The organism is Mesorhizobium sp. YIM 152430 (genome assembly GCF_029210365.1).
Classification (GTDB): Bacteria; Pseudomonadota; Alphaproteobacteria; order Rhizobiales; family Rhizobiaceae; genus Aliihoeflea.
The window spans coordinates 204602-220588 of sequence record NZ_JARGES010000020.1; the positions used below are offsets into that span (position 1 = coordinate 204602).

The 15987-nt window shown below is 65.2% G+C and carries 13 protein-coding genes; 5 read left to right on the forward strand and 8 right to left on the reverse strand.

From position 1 onward, the window contains the following. Positions 1 to 63: 63 nt before the first annotated feature. Both lptE and leuS read right to left on the reverse strand, forming a co-directional pair. Positions 64 to 612, reverse strand: a complete 549-nt coding sequence (gene lptE / locus PZ895_RS06265; RefSeq protein WP_275838166.1) for an LPS assembly lipoprotein LptE — start codon at positions 610 to 612, stop codon at positions 64 to 66. After that, a complete protein-coding gene (gene leuS / locus PZ895_RS06270) occupies positions 599 to 3208 on the reverse strand; it encodes a leucine--tRNA ligase (RefSeq protein WP_275838167.1) in 2610 nt (869 codons plus the stop codon). Before leuS ends, lptE begins: the two co-directional genes overlap by 14 nt. A 94-nt stretch (positions 3209 to 3302) precedes the next feature. On the opposite strand from leuS, the gene PZ895_RS06275 reads away from it, so the two are divergent. Next, entirely contained in the window at positions 3303 to 3962 is a 660-nt protein-coding gene (locus tag PZ895_RS06275) for a YggS family pyridoxal phosphate-dependent enzyme (protein ID WP_275838168.1), read from the forward strand. 6 nt (positions 3963 to 3968) lie between these two features. On the opposite strand, the gene PZ895_RS06280 is transcribed toward PZ895_RS06275, so the two are convergent. Continuing rightward, positions 3969 to 4241, reverse strand: coding sequence for an usg protein (locus tag PZ895_RS06280; protein ID WP_275838169.1), 273 nt, complete (start codon positions 4239 to 4241; stop codon positions 3969 to 3971). Positions 4242 to 4504: 263 nt separating this feature from the next. Here PZ895_RS06280 and acs point away from each other — a divergent pair, with 263 nt between their 5' ends. Further along, the gene (gene acs, locus PZ895_RS06285) at positions 4505 to 6460 is read left to right on the forward strand and encodes an acetate--CoA ligase (protein WP_275838170.1); all 1956 of its coding nucleotides are present in this window, start codon (positions 4505 to 4507) and stop codon (positions 6458 to 6460) included. 39 nt (positions 6461 to 6499) lie between these two features. On the opposite strand, the gene purH is transcribed toward acs, so the two are convergent. From purH to htpX, 4 genes are all read right to left on the reverse strand, one after another. Further along, positions 6500 to 8116, reverse strand: a complete 1617-nt coding sequence (gene purH, locus PZ895_RS06290) for a bifunctional phosphoribosylaminoimidazolecarboxamide formyltransferase/IMP cyclohydrolase (RefSeq protein WP_275838171.1) — start codon at positions 8114 to 8116, stop codon at positions 6500 to 6502. A 120-nt stretch (positions 8117 to 8236) separates the two neighbouring features. Beyond that, positions 8237 to 9940 carry a heparinase II/III family protein gene (locus tag PZ895_RS06295; RefSeq protein WP_275838302.1) on the reverse strand — a complete coding sequence of 568 codons (1704 nt, stop codon included), beginning with the start codon at positions 9938 to 9940 and terminating at the stop codon, positions 8237 to 8239. A gap of 303 nt (positions 9941 to 10243) precedes the next feature. Next, entirely contained in the window at positions 10244 to 11608 is a 1365-nt protein-coding gene (locus tag PZ895_RS06300) for an RsmB/NOP family class I SAM-dependent RNA methyltransferase (RefSeq protein ID WP_275838303.1), read from the reverse strand. Between the two features lie 5 nt (positions 11609 to 11613). Next, positions 11614 to 12537, reverse strand: a complete 924-nt coding sequence (htpX, locus tag PZ895_RS06305; protein ID WP_275838172.1) for a zinc metalloprotease HtpX — start codon at positions 12535 to 12537, stop codon at positions 11614 to 11616. 106 nt (positions 12538 to 12643) lie between these two features. On the opposite strand from htpX, the gene PZ895_RS06310 reads away from it, so the two are divergent. The 3 genes from PZ895_RS06310 to PZ895_RS06320 all read left to right on the forward strand — a co-directional run bounded on the left by PZ895_RS06310 (position 12644) and on the right by PZ895_RS06320 (position 14275). Next, positions 12644 to 12841 (forward strand): DUF1674 domain-containing protein, encoded by a 198-nt coding sequence (locus PZ895_RS06310; RefSeq protein ID WP_275838304.1) that lies wholly within the window; start codon positions 12644 to 12646, stop codon positions 12839 to 12841. A 96-nt stretch (positions 12842 to 12937) separates the two neighbouring features. After that, positions 12938 to 13813: a transglutaminase family protein gene (locus PZ895_RS06315; protein WP_275838173.1), complete on the forward strand. Its 876-nt coding sequence runs from the start codon at positions 12938 to 12940 to the stop codon at positions 13811 to 13813. Positions 13814 to 13852: 39 nt separating this feature from the next. Then, positions 13853 to 14275 (forward strand): thermonuclease family protein, encoded by a 423-nt coding sequence (locus tag PZ895_RS06320; RefSeq protein WP_275838174.1) that lies wholly within the window; start codon positions 13853 to 13855, stop codon positions 14273 to 14275. 308 nt (positions 14276 to 14583) lie between these two features. Here PZ895_RS06320 and PZ895_RS06325 read toward each other — a convergent pair whose 3' ends face one another. After that, on the reverse strand, positions 14584 to 15978 hold the full coding sequence (locus PZ895_RS06325; RefSeq protein WP_275838175.1) for an MFS transporter: 1395 nt from the start codon (positions 15976 to 15978) through the stop codon (positions 14584 to 14586). Positions 15979 to 15987: the final 9 nt, after the last annotated feature.

A 15987-nucleotide genomic window follows, 5' to 3' on the forward strand; every position in this document is an offset into this window, starting at 1 on the left:
GATGACGTGGCCATGACATTCTTGCAAGAATGGCTTTGGTAACAAAAAGTTCCTGATTATCAGCTAGCGTGTAGGTCGCCGGGAAATATCCTGGGCAATCGCAAGGCGCACGAGTTCGGCTGCCTCGCGCGCCGCCCTGTTCTGCGCGTCGCGCGAAGCGCGCAGCGCCGCGAATTGCTGGCGCGAAACGTCATAGGCCGCCTGAGCCGATCGCGAACCGGCACCGATCCGGTTTCCGGTATCGTCAGTCAGCGTATAGGAGGCGGCAACCGTCACCAGCGACGCCGTCGGCTCCTCGTCGCGCCCGACCTGCACGGAGGCCGCCGCGGCATCCGAGACCGAAACGGCGAGTTGCGCCGTATAGCGCGCGGCGGACGGCTCGCCCGCACCGCCCGATAACAGGAAGATCAAATGGTTCCGCACTTCCTGACTGACGCGGTCGCCGACCGGCGCGACCGCGACCGTGGCGAGTTCCGCACTCATCGGCGCGCCGCTCGCGGTCGTCCCGCCCGTTCCGTAGAGCGGCTGCACCGTGCAGCCCGCGGCGGCGGCAAGCGAAAGAGCCAGGCCGAGCCCTGCCAGCCGCAGCCGGTTCCGATCAAGCAACGACATTCACGATCCTCTGCGGCACGACGATGATCTTGCGCGGCGCCTTGCCTTCGAGCGCCTTTTGCACGGCGTCGAGGGCGAGCGCCGCCGCTTCGACGGCAGATTGGTCCGCGTCGCGCGCGATTGTCAAATCGCCGCGCTTCTTGCCGTTGACCTGAACCGGCAGGGTGATCTCGTCGTCGACGGTCAGCGCCGCATCGAATTTCGGCCAGGGCTGGTTTGCGACCATGCCGTCGCCGCCCAGCGCCGCCCAGCACTCCTCGGCCAGATGCGGCATCATCGGAGCCACCATCACCACCAGCTTGTCCAAGGCGTCGCGCAGCGCCTTCTTGTCGGCATCGTTCGCCCTCGCCAGCGCCTGCACGCGCGGCGCCAGCGCATTGACCAGTTCGTAGAGCCGCGCCACCGCCTTGTTGAAGCTGAGGCGCTCGATGTCGGCGCCGACCGCCTTCACCGTCTTGTGCGCGAGCTTCGATATTGCAACGGCATCGCCTTCCCGCGCGGGCGCGCCCGCAACATCCTTCAGCACCTCCGAGGCTTCCGCCACCAGGCGCCAGACGCGCTGCACGAAGCGATGCGCGCCCTCGACGCCCGCTTCCGTCCAGATCACGTCGCGGTCCGGCGGCGAATCCGACAGCATGAACCAGCGGGCGGTATCCGCACCATAACTGGCGATGATGTCGTCGGGGTCGACCACGTTCTTCTTCGACTTCGACATCTTCTCGATCGAGCCGATCGCGATGTCCTCGCCGGTCGCGATCAGGCTGGCCCGCCGCTTTCCCTCGACTTCCTCCAGTTTCACTTCGGCCGGCGTCACCCAGCCCTTGGGGCCGCGATAGGTCTCGTGGACCACCATGCCTTGCGTGAACAGGCCCTCGAAAGGCTCCTCGACGCTGTTTAGATGCCCCGTCGCCTTCATCGCGCGGGCGAAGAAGCGCGAATAGAGCAGATGCAGGATCGCGTGCTCGATGCCGCCGATATACTGGTTGACCGGCAGCCAGCCATTCGGCCCGTCGACATGGGCGAGATCGGTCGGCTGATCCTCGTTCCACGGATCGGTGAAGCGAGCGAAATACCAGGAGGAATCGACGAACGTGTCCATCGTGTCGGTGTCGCGCCGCGCTTGCTCGCCGCAATTCGGGCAGGCGACGTGTTTCCACGTCGGATGATGGTCGAGCGGGTTGCCAGGCTTGTCGAAAGACACCTCGTCTGGCAGACGCACCGGCAACTGATCGGCCGGCACCGGAACCGCGCCGCAGGTCTCGCAATGGACGACCGGGATCGGGCAGCCCCAGTAGCGCTGGCGCGAGATCAGCCAGTCGCGCAGGCGGAACCGCGTCACGCCCTTGCCGAAGCCCTTCGCCTCGAACCACGCGATCGTCCGTTCGATTGCTTCCTCGCTCGTCGCCTCGCCGATCCCGGCGAAGTGATCGACATAGACGACACGCGCGTTCTTTTCGGGGATGAGGGCCTCGTCGCCGACTTCCGTCGTATCGTCCGGCAGGTGGAAGGCGTTGCGCACCGGCAAGCCGTATTTGCGCGCGAAGTCGAGATCGCGCTGATCGTGTGCGGGACAGCCGAAGACCGCGCCCGTGCCATATCCCATCAGCACGAAATTGCCGACCCAGACCGGCAGGTCGCGCTCCTCGGCCGGATGGCGAACGAAAAGTCCCGTATCGAACCCGAGCTTCTCGGCCTTTTCCAGCGCCTCTTCCGACGTCCCGATCCGGCGACACTCGGCGTTGAACGTGGCAAGAGCCTCGTTCCTTGCCTCCAGTTCCAGGGAAAGCGGATGATCGGGAGCGATCGCGATGAAGCTCGCGCCGTGCATCGTGTCAGGCCGTGTCGAGAAGCAGACGATCTCGTCAAGGCCGTAGCCGGGCTCCGTCATCGGGAATGAAATCTCGATTCCGCGCGACCGCCCGATCCAGTTCGACTGCATCAGCTTGACCTTGTCTGGCCAGCGGGGAAGCGTATCGAGTCCGTCGAGCAGTTCCTGCGCCATCGAGGTGATCTTGAAGAACCACTGGGTCAAATCGCGCTGCTCGACCAGTGCGCCGGAGCGCCAGCCGCGCCCGTCGATCACCTGCTCGTTGGCGAGCACGGTCATGTCCTCGGGGTCCCAGTTGACCTTGGCGTTGCGGCGCTCGACAAGGCCGGCCTGCCAGAAGTCGAGGAACATCTTCTGCTGGTGCCTGTAGTAGCTCGGGTCGCAGGTCGCGAATTCGCGCGCCCAGTCGAGCGACAGGCCCATCGTCTTCAACTGGCCCTTCATCGTCTCGATATTGGCATAGGTCCAGTCGCGCGGATTGACCTTGTTGTCGCGCGCGGCGTTCTCGGCCGGCAGGCCGAAGGCGTCCCAGCCCATCGGGTGCAGCACGTTGTATCCGGCCGCCCGCTTGTAGCGCGCCACCACGTCGCCCATCGCATAGTTGCGCACATGGCCCATATGGATGCGCCCCGACGGATAGGGGAACATCTCGAGGACGTAGTATTTCTCGCGCGGATCGTCGTTCTTCGTCGCGAAGAGCTGGGCCTCGTCCCAGGCCTTCTGCCATTTCGGTTCCGATGCGCGCGGATTGTATCGTTCGGTTGCCATGACCGCTTTTTTGCTTAAGTGGGACTGAAAAATCGTGCCGGACCTTCACCATGGTTTGGGACAAGCGTCAACACTCGCGGGGATGGCCGGACGGATGACGAATGCGGTGGAACGACTGGAAGAAGTCCGCGCGAAGATCGAACACGCCGCGCGCGATGCCAACCGCGCGGATGCGGTCACGCTCGTCGCCGTGTCAAAGACCTTCGACGCCGACGCAATCCGCCCCGTCCTCGATGCCGGCCAGCGCGTCTTCGGCGAAAACCGCGTGCAGGAAGCGCAAGGCAAATGGCCGGCCCTGCGCGCGGCTTATCCCGACCTCGAACTCCATCTGATCGGCCCGCTCCAGTCCAACAAGGCGAAGGAAGCCGTCGCCCTCTTCGACGTGATCGAGACCATCGACCGCGAGAAGATCGCCGCCGAACTGGCAAAGGAGATGAAGCGGCAGGGCAAGCACCCGCGCCTCTACGTCCAGGTCAATACCGGCCTCGAAGACCAGAAGGCCGGCATCGACCCGCGTGAAACCGTCGCCTTCGTCAAGCGCTGCCGCGAAACTCACGGCCTCGCCATCGAGGGGCTGATGGCGATCCCGCCCGCGGACGAAAACCCCGGCCCCCATTTCGCCCTCCTCGAAAAGCTCGCCCGCGAAGCCCGCGTCGAAAAGCTTTCCATGGGCATGTCCGGCGACTTTGAGACCGCTATCCAGTTCGGCGCGACCTCGGTGCGCGTCGGTTCGGCAATCTTCGGGAGCCGGTAGGAGTCTTCAGTGAATCATCAATTCCCCGCTGACGTTCCTCCACTCGTTCGGCGAGATCAGCTTCTTGTGCGTGTAGCACACGGAATGAAGCGGTCCGTCGAGCTTTTCCCGCCAGAAGTCGAGAAAGCGGAATAATTCGGGGAATTTGGGCGCCAGATCGTAATGTTGCCAGATGAAAGTCTGTAGCAGGCCGGGATGGTCCGGCATCCGGTAGAGGATCTGCGCCGTGGTCATTCCATAGCCCTGGAGCATCAGTTCCATTTCACTTGCACGTTGCATGGTTCGCACCCCGCATTCGCTTATGAAGCGGGATGAGTGTGCGACTGCAATCATTAACCGTCTACTGACGATGGTTCGACCTCAAGACAAATTTATCGCATTGAATCAGATGCTTGGCAGCACTCATCCCAAAGTGCTGCCGCGCTGCCCTTGCCTGCTTGCGGCGCACCCATCGTCTAATGTTGTGCCTGCGCCCCAAATGCTAATAATGCCGCATCTTGAGCGGCCGCGCCCGCAACTCAAATCCGATCGGGAGGAACTGCATGTCCGAGGTGAAAGTCCATCGCGTCAAGCCGGAATGGAAGAAGCGTGCGCTGATCGACCGGGAAACCTACGAGAAATGGTACAGGGACAGCGTCAAGAACCCGGAGAAATTCTGGGACAAGCACGGCAAGCGGATCGACTGGTTCACGCCCTACACCAAGGTCAAGAACACCTCCTTCGACGGCAAGGTCTCGATCAAGTGGTACGAGGACGGCCGCACCAACGTCTCCTACAACTGCATCGACCGCCATCTGAAGAAGCGCGGCGATCAGGTCGCCATCGTCTGGGAAGGCGACAACCCGTATGACGACAGGAAGATCACCTATAACGAGCTTTACGCCCATGTCTGCCGGCTCGCCAACGTCCTGAAGGCGCGCGGCGTCAGGAAGGGCGACCGCGTCACCATCTACATGCCGATGATCCCCGAGGCGGCCTACGCCATGCTTGCCTGCGCGCGGATCGGCGCGATCCATTCGGTCGTCTTCGGCGGCTTCTCGCCCGACGCGCTCGCCGGCCGCATCGTCGACTGCGAATCGACCTTCGTCATCACCGCCGACGAGGGCCTTCGCGGTGGCAAGACGATCCCGCTCAAGGAAAACACCGACAAGGCGATCGACATCGCGGCGAAGAACCACGTTACGGTGAAGAACGTGCTCGTCGTGCGCCGCACCGGCGGCAGGATCGGCTGGGCCGAGGGCCGCGACCTCTGGTATCACGACGAGGTCCGCGCGGCGAAACCGGACTGCAAGCCCGAAAAGATGAAGGCCGAAGACCCGCTCTTCATCCTCTACACCTCCGGCTCGACCGGCAAGCCGAAGGGCGTGCTCCACACCACCGGCGGCTATCTGGTCTACGCCTCGATGACGCATGAATACGTCTTCGACTATCACGAGGGTGACATCTACTGGTGTACGGCCGACGTCGGCTGGGTCACCGGCCACAGCTACATCGTCTACGGCCCGCTCGCCAATGGCGCGACGACGCTGATGTTCGAGGGCGTTCCGAACTATCCCAATGCCGGCCGCCTCTGGGAGGTCGTCGACAAGCACCAGGTCAACATTTTCTACACCGCCCCCACCGCCATCCGCGCCTTGATGGGCGCGGGCGACGACCATGTGAAGCGCGCCTCGCGCAAGTCGCTGCGCCTCCTCGGCTCGGTCGGCGAGCCGATCAATCCGGAAGCGTGGGAGTGGTATTACAACGTCGTCGGCGACAAGCGCTCGCCCATCGTCGATACATGGTGGCAGACCGAGACCGGCGGTATCCTGATCACGCCGCTTCCCGGCGCCATCGACCTGAAGGCGGGCTCGGCGACGAAACCCTTCTTCGGCATCCAGCCGCAACTGGTCGACAATGAGGGCCAGGTGATCGAGGGCGCCGCCGACGGAAATCTGTGCATCACGGATTCTTGGCCCGGCCAGATGCGCACGGTCTATGGCGACCACGAGCGCTTCATCCAGACCTATTTCTCGACCTACAAGGGCAAATATTTCACCGGCGACGGCTGCCGGCGCGATGCCGACGGCTATTACTGGATCACCGGCCGCGTCGACGACGTCCTCAACGTCTCCGGCCACCGCATGGGCACGGCCGAGGTCGAATCCGCGCTCGTCTCCCACGACAAGGTCTCGGAAGCCGCCGTCGTCGGTTATCCGCACGATCTGAAGGGCCAGGGCATCTATTGCTATGTCACGCTGATGGCCGGCGAGGAAGGCTCGGAGGATCTGAAAAAAGAACTCGTCGCCCATGTGAGAAAGGAGATCGGCCCGATTGCCTCGCCCGACAAGATCCAGTTCGCGCCTGGCCTGCCGAAGACGCGCTCCGGCAAGATCATGCGCCGCATCCTGCGCAAGATCGCCGAGGACGACTACGGCGCGCTCGGTGACACCTCGACGCTCGCCGATCCCGCCGTCGTCGACGATCTGGTTTCCAACCGCCAGAACAAGAAGAAGTAGGGATCGTGCGCCGCCTTTGATCGAAGGCGGCGCTTCCGATCAATGCCGGAAATGGCGCATCCCGGTAAACACCATCGCAATCCCATGCGCGTCCGCCGCGGCGATCACTTCATCGTCGCGCATCGAGCCGCCCGGCTGGATCACCGCCGTCGCGCCCGCTTCGATTGCCGCGATCAGCCCGTCGGCGAAGGGAAAGAACGCGTCCGATGCGACCACCGAGCCGATGGTCTTCGGCTCCGTCCAGCCGGCCATCTCGGCCGCGTCCAGAGCCTTGCGCACCGCGATGCGTGAGGAATCCACCCGGCTCATCTGCCCCGCGCCGATGCCGACCGTCGCGCCGTCGCGAGCGTAGACGATCGCGTTCGACTTCACATGTTTGGCGACCCGGAACGCAAAGCGCAGATCGGCCATTTCGGCACCTGACGGCGCACGCTTCGTCACCACTTTCAGGTCGAGAGCGTCGACGACGCCATTGTCGCGCGACTGCACCAGCATCCCGCCCGCGACCGACTTGAACGCCAGACCCGCCGCGCGCGGGTCCGGCAACCCGCCTGTCACCAGCAGGCGCAGATTCTTCTTCGCCGCCACCAGCGCCGCCGCCTCGTCGGAAGCTTCCGGCGCGATGATGACTTCGGTGAACGTCTTGACGATCTCCTCCGCCGCCTCGGCATCGAGCAGTCCGTTCAGCGCCACGATGCCGCCAAAGGCGGAGACCGGGTCGCATTCGAGGGCCTTCAGATAGGCGTCCTTCAGCGTCCCGCCGGTGCTGACCCCGCACGGATTCGCGTGCTTGATGATCGCGACCGCCGCGCCCGCTTCCGGCGCGAATTCGCCGACCAGTTCGAACGCCGCGTCGGTGTCGTTGATGTTGTTGTAGGAAAGCTGCTTGCCCTGAAGCTGCCGCGCCGTCGCGACGCCCGGCCGCGCTTCGCCATTGACGTAGAACGCCGCCTTCTGGTGCGGGTTCTCGCCATAGCGCATCACGCTTTCCAGCCTGCCCCCGAACGCGCGCGAGGCCGGCGCCTCGATCTCCAGCGCCTCGGCGAACCAACCCGAAATCGCCGCGTCATAGGAAGCGGTGCGGGCATATGCCTTTGCCGCCAGTTCCTGCCGGAAGCGATAGCCCGTCTCGCCGCCATTCGCCTTCAGCGTCTCGACGAGACGGCCGTAGTCGGCGGGGTCGGTGACGGTCGTCACATAGGCGTGGTTCTTGGCCGCAGCGCGCACCATCGCCGGCCCGCCAATGTCGATATTCTCCACCGTCGCCGCATAGTCCCCGCCCGCGCGCCGCACCTCCTCGAACGGGTAGAGATTGATGATCGCGAGGTCGATCGGCCCAATAGCATGTGCTTCCATCGCGGCCCTGTGCTCGGCGTCGTCGCGGATGGCCAGAAGCCCTCCATGCACGGATGGATGCAGCGTCTTCACGCGCCCGTCCATGATCTCGGGAAAGCCGGTCAGGGCGGAAACGTCCTGCACCTTCAGCCCCGCTTCCGCAAGCGCCTTCGACGTCCCGCCCGTCGAGACGAGTTCGACCCCGAGCGCGGCGAGTTCGCGCGCCAGATCGACCAGCCCGGTTTTGTCTGAAACGGAAAGAAGCGCGCGGGCGACGCGCACGCGGTCGGGTGCGGGGATGTTCTTCGACGCGACGGCCATGGCGGATGTCCTTTGGGCAAAGGGGAGGTGCGCCCCGCCTATCACACATCGGCCGTGAATCAACCGGGGCCTTTGCTAAGTCGAGGTAGAACGCAACCGTGCGAGAAGACCGCGACAGGGCTACCCAGCCTTCTCCACCCGCGTAAACCGCCAGGCTACCTCCGGCAGAACCGACGGATCGATCTCCACCAGGAGTTGCCGCGAGTGTCGCGGCCCGCCGATCGAGGCGAAGAACATCGATTCCTCCACCACCGGCGCGACGCCATCGACCTCGACGGTCCAGATATCCGTCTCGTTCCCCTTGAGGACGAGTTGCCCGCGCTCGTTGCGGAAGACGCCGATATCGGGATGAAGATGAAACCTGATCTGCACCGTCATGCCCGGTCCCGGCCGCGCGACGCCGTTGCGGTCGGTGAAGAACCGGTCCGTGCCCTCGAAGACATCGCCGCCCGCCGCCAGCATCAGTTCCCGCTCATGCACGATGCCGAAGCGCTGGACGTAGCCGTCATGGCTGGCCGAGACGCCCTGGATGCCGGGACTGTCGAACCGTTTTGCCCGCACCTTGCGGATCGGGCCGATCAGCGGCGAGCCGACCATTGCGCGCAGCCGGTTCGGCAGGTTGAAGCGCGCCGAGGAGGTCTCGTTCACGGTCGCCGTCGAATGCGCCGCCGTTGAACGTGACAACAGCCGGAAATCCTCGGCGCCAAAACTGTCGACGCCGCAATTGACGATGAAATGATGACGCCCCGATGACATCTCGAAGGAGAGGCACCCCGCCTGCGCCTCGTGGCTGACATCTGGCGGCGGCGGAGCGCCGGTATCGGCGATGATCGTCGTGCCGCCCATCACCAGCCGGTCATAGCCGCCATGCGAGGCGTGCAGGATCGGCGCGCCGCCGGTGTCGTCATGGTGCAGGATCGCCGCCACGCGGTCGTGGCTCGTCGCGCCCATGCCGTTGAAGCGCGCCAGAACCCCGTCCTGATGCCGGAAGAAACGCAGCGCCGGCAGCATCCGCTCGATGGCGTTGATCAGCGCGTCCGGCGGTGCCTCGGCCTGGTTGAAGTAGGTCTGTCGCAACGGCAGCAGGTCGGCCAACAACTCCAGCACGGCCCCGGGATTGCGCGAGATGTGGACGCCGTCCGGCAGGATCTGCCGATCGAGTTCCAGCGCCAGCGCCTTCGACGCCGCATGAAGCCGCGCCGGCGAGGAGGGCAGCGAGAGTGTCGCAAAGGCGATCGCGATACGCGCGCGCAGCCGCTCCTCGCCATCCGGCATCTCGCCGGCGACGGCGCGCAGGAAACGCATCTGCACGGCGAGCGATTTCAGGAACGCGCGGTAGAACTGGATGTCTGCGCCCGCGAGCACGATCGAGGAATGTTGCAGCCAGGCGATCAGCCGCTTGGCGACGGTCGCCGGCTCCCAGGCCGGACCGTTGATCCGCCTTCCGTGAATCGCGACCCAGTCGCAGACGAGCGCGCGGGCATTGCCGGCGGCAAGGTTGGTTTCGGCGGCCCGCATGTGGCGCAGCCAGCGAAAGGCGTGCAGCGCCTCGAGCCATGTGGCCGGCGCACGTTCGGCGCGAAAGGGCGACGTTCCGCCCGTCGCAACGACGGCACCGGCGAGCGGAAACCGGCCGCGATAGAATTCCTGCGCCAGCGCGCCGTCGGCGAGCCGCAGATCCGGCGGCGCGATCAGGATGCGTTGCGGCGTGCGGCCGGAAAAGCGCCAGCGATAGAGCGGGCCCGAACGCAGGCGCCGGCGCGCGCGGCGCCATGCCTCGCTCGCCACGAAACCCCACAATTGGGGATCGTAGTTCAACGCCATTGCCAAGACCCCGACCTCCTCATCGCCGCTCCGCGATGCAGCCCCCGGCACCATCCCGGTGCCAAATCATCCTGCTGGCCGTCCTCAACTTGCACGAGCCGAGGTCTGGATGGATTTGGTCTGGGCGCGCCGAAAATGATGGGTTTCGAGAACCGGAGCGGAGTGGACATTAAGTCCACGAGCACCGGAAGCACAGAAAGTCGTCATTTGCAGGCCGCTCAGGGCAAATCCAACAGACCTGGAGGAATCATAGCTGATTCAAGTGCTTGTGCGAAGGTCAAATGCGTTTCAAATTGGAACGGTTCATCTCTCGACCCGTAACCGTACGGCATAAAACCCGTCGAGACCGGCGCGCTTGGGGTCGGCGTCAGGCAGCCCGGCCGGTGTCGTGCGCACCGCGCCGTCGGCGTCGAGAAAGCTGTCGACGAAGGGAAATTCCCCCGCCGCAAACGCCACGCGCTCCAGCTTCCGGTTCTCTGCGAGCGCCTTCGCGATCATCGCCTCGCCCTCTTCGGGGTCGAGCGAGCAGTTGCAGAACAGGATCGTGCCGCCTGGCTTCACCAGCGTCGCCGCATGGTCGAGCATCCGCCGTTGAAGGCCGGCGAGCCGCGCAACGTCCTCCGGCGTCTTCGTCCACAGAACGTCCGGATGCCGGCGGATCGTCCCGGTCGAGGAGCACGGCGCGTCGAGCAGCACGGCGTCGTAGAGTTTGGCCGGCTTGTGCTCGAACAGGTCCGACACGACGATCTCGGCCTCGAGCTTCAGCCGCTCCAGATTGCCGGCAAGCCGCTTCGCCCGGTTCGGCACCTTCTCGATCGCGACGACGCTCGCTCCCGCCAGCGCGAGCTGCGCCGTCTTGCCGCCCGGCGCGGCGCAAATGTCGGCCACGCGCAGACCCGCAATGTCGCCCATCAGTCGCGCCGGCAAGGCGGCGGCCGCGTCCTGCACCCACCATTCGCCCTCGGCAAAGCCGGCAAGCTCGGAAACCGGCCCGTCGATGGAGGTCAGCCGCACAGAGCCCGTCGGCAACACGAAGCCGCCCAGCTTTTCGGCCCAACCTTCCGGATTCGACTTCACCGTCAGGTCGATCGCCGCCTCGTGGCGGTGCATGTCGAGGATCGCCCGCGCCTGATCCTGGCCATAGGCGGCTTCCAGCCGTTTCGCGAACCAGTCCGGCGCCTCCACCGTCTTCGCCAGCACGGCCGGCAGCGCGCGCTCCTTTCGTCGCCCGATCTCGCGCAGGATGGCGTTGACGAGGTTGGCGAAGCGGCGCGTGCGCGGATCGGCCTTGGCATGGGTCACGGCAAGGTCGACCGCCGCGCTGTCGGGAACGTCGAGGAACAGGAGTTGCGCCGCGCCGACATGGAGGATGTGGGTCAGCGCCGCCGCATTGGACGGCAATTTCCGGTCGAGCCGCGAATCGATCAGCGCCTGGATCGCCATGCGGTGCCTGAGCGCCGTCGTCAGGATCGCGCGCACCAGCCCGCGGTCGCGCGCATCGAGCGCGCGATATTGGGGGTGGCCGTGCTCGCCGTCCGTCAGTCCGTCGAGCGATGTCTTCGTGTCGATCACCGCCGCGAGAAGGCGCGCGGCGACGCGCCGGGCGAGAAGGCCCGGCGTCTCGTCATGGGTTTCGGTCTGCTGTGGCTTCCTGCGCGCGGCCTTCACAGCACTCACGACCACGGGCCTCGCGGGCCGGAGGGCGAATTGCCGCCCCACGGACCGCTGGCGGAGGTCGTCGCGGCCGCCGGCGGCGCGAACTCGCCCTGCATCTTCATCAGCGCAGCGATGCGGTTTTGCGTGTCGGGATGGGTGGAGAAGAGATTGTCCATCTTCTCGCCCGACAGCGGGTTGATGATGAACATATGCGCCGTCGCCGGGTTGCGCTCGGCATTGTCGTTGCGCAGGCGTCCCGCCGCAGTCGCGATCTTGTTCAGCGCCGAGGCCAGCGATTGAGGGTTGCCGCAAATCTCCGCGCCGCGCCGGTCGGCGGCATATTCGCGCGTCCGGCTGATCGCCATCTGCACCATCATCGCCGCCAGCGGCGCGACGATCATCGCCACCAGAACGCCGATGATGCCGAGCGGATTGTTGTTGTTGCCGCCGCGAAAGAAGAACGCGAAATTGGCCAGCATCGAGATCGCGCCGGCGATCGTGGCGGTGATCGTCATGGTCAGCGTGTCGCGGTTCTGAACATGCGCCAGTTCGTGCGCCATCACGCCCGCCACCTCGTCATAGGTCAGCCGGTCGAGAAGCCCCGTCGTCGCCGCGACGGCGGCGTTCTGCGGGTTGCGCCCGGTGGCGAACGCGTTCGGCTGGTCCTCGCGGATCAGATAGACCTTCGGCATCGGGAGTTGCGCCCGCGCGGCGAGGTCGCGCACCATGCCGTAATATTCGGGCGCCGACCGCTCGTCGACCTCGACGGCATTGTGCATCCGCAAGACCATCTTGTCGGAGTTCCAGTAGGAAAAGAGGTTCATCGCGGCGGCGACGAAGAAGGCGATCATCATGCCGCCCGAGCCGCCGATCAGATAGCCGACGCCCATGAAGAGCGCGGTCATGAACGCCAGAAGCATGGCGGTGCGCATGATGTTCATCTCGTTGTCCTGTCCTCGTTCGTCGGGCGGTCGCAAAGCGCGTGAATGCGGCTTATATGATGGGAAGATCAAGCCCTTGTTTCAATATCGCAGCCTTGAAGACGCCATGTCCGACCAAGCCGACGCCCCCACCCCCCGCCTTCTCACCGAAGCCGCCCACCGTGCGCTGGCAGAGGCCGAAGCGCGCCGGCGCGAATACGATGCCGCCGAGGCCGATCTGCCGGTCGAAAAAGGCGGCCGCGGCGGGCGCGATCCGGCCCGCTACGGCGACTGGGAAGTGAAAGGACGCGCAAGCGATTTCTAATCTATCGCTTGCCGCACGAATTGCCGCACCGCGGGAGGAACAGCCGGACACGCCGCGAGTTAGACCCTGGACATCACACAGGGAAAGGGTTGCGGTATGCTCATTCGTCTCGGCTACGAAATCGCGATCGGTTGCACGCAACCCACACCCTTGATCCTCTCGCTCGATCTCCACCCCGACCGCCGGGCCGACATTCGCTGGCAAAGCGGCGTCACCTCGCATCCGATGGTGCCGATGCGCACCTATGTCGACCAGTTCGGCAATCGCTGCCGCCGCCTCGTCGCGCCGCAGGGCGATTTCACCGTGCGCTACGACGCGGTCGTCGAGGATTCGGGCAAGCCCGACGTGGTCGCCGAGAATGCCGGCGAGGTCCCCGTCGACCAGTTGCCGGCCGAAACGCTGGTCTACCTCCTCGGCAGCCGCTATTGCGAAACCGACCTGTTGACGCCGATCGCCTGGCAGTTGTTCGGCAACGTCCAACCGGGCTGGCAGCGCGTCCAGGCGATCTGCGACTTCGTCCACAACCGGATTTCGTTCAGCTACGGCTATGCCCGCGCCAGCCGCACCGCCGGTCAAGCTTATGAGGAGCGCGTCGGCGTGTGCCGCGACTTCGCCCATCTCGCCGTGACCCTCTGCCGCGCGATGAACATCCCGGCCCGCTACGCGACCGGCTATCTCGGCGACATCAACGTGCCCGTCGATCCCGCCCCGATGGACTTCTCCGCCTGGTTCGAGGTCTATCTCGACGGCGGCTGGTACACGTTCGATGCCCGTCACAACGTTCCCCGCACCGGACGCGTCGTCCTCGCGCGCGGCCGCGACGCGACCGACGTGCCGATCGTCCACACCTTCGGCGCCCATCAACTCAACAAGTTCGAGGTCTGGACCTACGAGCAGAATTCCGAGCCGATGGCCGCCGAACTGCGCCGCGCGCCCCGCGCCGCCGACGCCCCGCTCAGCCTTTCCGCCTGAACCCCTTGCCAAATCGCCTGCAATAGGAATAAATGCCGTATGGCATTTATTCCTATTTTGCTTCTGGCGTTTCTGACCCAGCCCGCTCATGCCGCCGAAGTCACCGGCCCCGTCCGAGCGAGCCTCGTGCGTGTCATCGACGGCGACACGGTCGAGGCCGACGTCCATGTCTGGCCGGGCCATACGGTGCGCGTGTCCGTCCGCCTGCGCGGCATCGACGCGCCGGAACTGCGGTCCCCGTGCGAGGCGGAAAAGGCGGCTGCGCTCCGCGCGCGCGACGTTCTTGCCGGCCTGCTCGTTTCCGGCGCCTTCCACATCCGCAATGTCGATGGCGACAAGTTCTTCGGTCGCGTCGTCGCCGACATCGAAACCCCCGAAGGCGAGGTTATCGCCGACCGGCTTTTGAACGCCGGCATCGTGCGCCCTTATGACGGCAAGGCCCGCGCGCCCTGGTGCGACTGAACGAAAGACGGATGGCACGGCTTTCAAGCATTTCCGCGCGGTTCACTGGCACAGACGAAATAGGCAATGAAAAAGGGCCGGTCTCGCCGACCGGCCCTTCCGTGTCTTTATCCGCAGCGCGGCATCCGGGTCAGGCCCGGCCGCGCATCAACCCCGTCAGGAAGGCTGCTTCCCGAAAGGGCGATCCGCTCGGGCCACGCTACGGCTAACGATAACACTCGACATCGGATCACCTCCTTCCAGTTCGTTGAACACAAGCCGAATGTGGGACACATCCGCCGCCATGACAAGGGCCGGAAGGACGCCGCTCACGACCCGGTCGCCATCGCCTCCCGGTGCCGGCTCTTCACGAAGGGCAGCAGCACCAGCCCGATGATGAAGAGCCCGATGATGGGCGTCACGCCGACGCGCTGCGCATCGACCGGCGACAGATCGAAGGCTTGCGAAGCGGCCCAGCCCGTCACGAGCGCGATCGAGAGCGGACCGATGAAGGTCGTCGCCTTGCCCGACAGCGCATAGAGGCCGAATGCTTCCGTGACCCGGTCCTTGTCGACCTGATCGACGAGAAGCGTGCGCGAGGCGGCCTGGATCGACCCGCCTGCCGCCCCGATGAGGCAGCCGGCGAAATAGAACACCAGCACCGGCAGGCCGCTGCCGTCCGCCACCGACATGAACAGCACCTGTGTCTGCGTCGTCGAGATGATGAGGGCGCAGCAGAGCACCAGTATCACCGCCGACCAGGCCACCACGATCTTCGGCCCGAAGCGCTGGTCCATGCGCCCGCCGACATAGGCGCCGATCGCGCCGGTGATGTTGGAAAGGATGCCGAATATGCCGATCTGGATGATCGAAAGTCCCAGCACGCCCGCCGCATAGATGCCGCCGAAGGCATAGAGCGCGTTCAGCCCGTCGCGATAGAACATCGACGAGATCAGGAAGGAGAAATAGCTGCGCTCCGACGGCAACCGCTTCAATGTCTGCTTCAGCTTCGAAAGCCCGTCGCGCACAGCCCCCTTGATCGCCGGCCTGCGCATCACGTCGGGGGTGAACAGGAACATCGGGATGATGAAGACGAGATACCAGATCGCAGTCAGCGGCCCCGCCGCCCGGTCGCCCTCGCGCATCGCGGGGTCGAGGCCGAGCACCGGCTCCAGCCCGATCAGCGTGCGTCCGCTCTCCGGCGAGGCCGACATGAAGCCGAGCACCATGATCAGCGAGATCAGCCCGCCGACATAGCCGAGTCCCCAGGCCGAACCCGAAAGCCGCCCGAGTTCGGAGCGGGGGACGAGCGACGGCATCATCGCATTGTTGAAGACGGCGGCATATTCCATGCCGAAAACCGCGACCGCGATGATCACCAGTATCCATGTCAGGTCGCTCATGCCGGGCGCTGCGAACCACAGCATCCAGCAGCCGACGATGCCGATGACGGAAAAGACCGCGATCCACGGCTTGCGCGGCCCGCTCGCATCGGCGATCGCGCCGAGAACCGGTGAGGAAAAGGCGATGAGCAGTCCGCCGATTCCCGTCGCATAGCCCCACAATTCCTGTCCCCGCGCCGCATCCGGCGCGACAGCGGCGGCGAAATAGGGCGCGAAGACGAAGGTGATGATCAGCGTGTGAAAGGGCTGCTGCGCCCAGTCGAAGAACATCCATCCCCAGATCGCGCGTTTCGACGCCCGCGCCTCGACAGTCCCGTCCATACCGCCCCC

Coding starts and splice junctions, on each gene's coding strand:
- lptE (WP_275838166.1), bottom strand. CDS start 612: ATGTCGTTGCTTGATCGGAACCGGCTGCGGCTGGCAGGGCTCGGCCTG.
- leuS (WP_275838167.1), bottom strand. CDS start 3,208: ATGGCAACCGAACGATACAATCCGCGCGCATCGGAACCGAAATGGCAG.
- PZ895_RS06275 (WP_275838168.1), top strand. CDS start 3,303: ATGACGAATGCGGTGGAACGACTGGAAGAAGTCCGCGCGAAGATCGAA.
- PZ895_RS06280 (WP_275838169.1), bottom strand. CDS start 4,241: ATGCAACGTGCAAGTGAAATGGAACTGATGCTCCAGGGCTATGGAATG.
- acs (WP_275838170.1), top strand. CDS start 4,505: ATGTCCGAGGTGAAAGTCCATCGCGTCAAGCCGGAATGGAAGAAGCGT.
- purH (WP_275838171.1), bottom strand. CDS start 8,116: ATGGCCGTCGCGTCGAAGAACATCCCCGCACCCGACCGCGTGCGCGTC.
- PZ895_RS06295 (WP_275838302.1), bottom strand. CDS start 9,940: ATGGCGTTGAACTACGATCCCCAATTGTGGGGTTTCGTGGCGAGCGAG.
- htpX (WP_275838172.1), bottom strand. CDS start 12,537: ATGAACATCATGCGCACCGCCATGCTTCTGGCGTTCATGACCGCGCTC.
- PZ895_RS06310 (WP_275838304.1), top strand. CDS start 12,644: ATGTCCGACCAAGCCGACGCCCCCACCCCCCGCCTTCTCACCGAAGCC.
- PZ895_RS06315 (WP_275838173.1), top strand. CDS start 12,938: ATGCTCATTCGTCTCGGCTACGAAATCGCGATCGGTTGCACGCAACCC.
- PZ895_RS06320 (WP_275838174.1), top strand. CDS start 13,853: ATGGCATTTATTCCTATTTTGCTTCTGGCGTTTCTGACCCAGCCCGCT.
- PZ895_RS06325 (WP_275838175.1), bottom strand. CDS start 15,978: ATGGACGGGACTGTCGAGGCGCGGGCGTCGAAACGCGCGATCTGGGGA.